Annotated in this window: 1 rRNA gene; it reads right to left on the bottom strand. The window is 74.9% G+C overall.

The window, feature by feature from the left end:
- Window positions 1-1,182: 1,182 nt before the first annotated feature.
- Window positions 1,183-1,299, bottom strand: a 5S ribosomal RNA gene (rrf, locus tag BMZ16_RS06150).
- Window positions 1,300-1,468: the final 169 nt, after the last annotated feature.

The raw sequence follows: 1,468 nt of genomic DNA, 5'->3' as shown, positions 1-1,468 counted from the left end.
TCGGAGGAGGGACGACGGTCACGGTCACCGAACGCGGGACGACCCGCGCGGTCACCGAAGGACGGGCGCTCGGACCGCCCACCCGACGGGCCACGGCCACGGTCGCCGAACGCCGGACGGTCGCTCGACGCACGACGGTCCCGGTCACCGAACGCGGGACGCTCCCCACGTCCACCGGAGGACGGACGCCGGTCACGGTCGCCGGAGGACGGCCGACCGCTCCACTCGCCGGCCGCCGGACGACCCGGACGCTCGCCGGTCGACGGACGACGGTCACGGTCACGGTCGCCGAACGCGGGACGACCCGAGCGGTCCCCGCCACCGGCGAACCGGTCACGGTCACCGAAGGAGCGGCCACCGGCCGGCCGACCCGATGCGGGGGAACCGCCGGGCCTGCCGCTCTCGGACCGGGGGCCGCCACGGAACGAGCCGCCCTCGTCACGGCCACCGCGCGGCGCGCCACCCGAGGCACCGCCGTTGCGCGCCGGACGGGACTCGCCACGGCCGGAGCTCTCCCAAGGACGCGCACCGCCCCGCGCCGGCCGCCCTGCGCCGGCGCCCCCGTCTCGGCGGTCGCCACGGTCGGCCGCTCCACCCCAGGCCGGACGGGCTGCGTCCCGCTCGGCCCCTCCGGGACGCGAGCCCCAGGTGTCGCCGCCGGGGCGGGAGCCGCCCGGACGCCCCTGCCGGGGGCCGCGCACGCCGGACCCGCCGGCCGCGGTCGGGCGCGGGCCACCGGTCCGCGGCCGCTCCGACCAGCCGCCCTGGCCCTGCCCGCCGGCGCGCTGCGCGCCTGTGCGCGGGCCCCCGCTGGACGGGCGCCCGCGCCGGGCGTCCGAGGACGGACGCGCGTCCCGGTCCTGCCCGGACCGCGGGCGGTCACCTCCCGGGCGGCCGGCGGGATTGCCTGCGGCACGGCCGCCGCGCTGCGGTCCGTTCCTGCGGGGTCGGTCCTGGCCACCGGGGCCGGTGGGGGCGTCGCTGTTCATCTGTACTCCTCGATCGATCGTCTGGCCCCATCGTCCCACCACGGGAGGCCTCCGGGCACACGACGGACCGCTCTGGTCGCGCGTGTGCGCGGAGAGTCTTCTCACGTCGCGCCCGGGCCTGTGCTCCGGCGTGGTGGCGAGGGAACGACGAAAGGCCCACCCCGGTCAGGGGTGGGCCTTTCGTTGAATGATTGTCCGGCGGCGTCCTACTCTCCCACACCCTGGCGGGTGCAGTACCATCGGCGCTGAAGGGCTTAGCTTCCGGGTTCGGAATGGGACCGGGCGTTTCCCCTTCGCTATGACCGCCGTAACTCTGTCGAGATGTCAACGGGAATGAACCGTTGGTTTCTCGGGAACCGCACAGTGGACGCGTAGCAATGAATGAAGTTAGTCAAGTTGTCGGCTTATTAGTACCGGTCAGCTGCGGCAGTCGTTAGTCCTGCCTTCCACATCCGGCCTATCTACCCAGTGGTCTAGCT

Source organism: Cellulomonas sp. KH9, from assembly GCF_900114185.1.
Taxonomy (GTDB): domain Bacteria; phylum Actinomycetota; class Actinomycetes; order Actinomycetales; family Cellulomonadaceae; genus Cellulomonas.
Note: the sequence above shows the minus strand (reverse complement) of the source record. Positions and strands in the feature narration are given on the sequence as shown.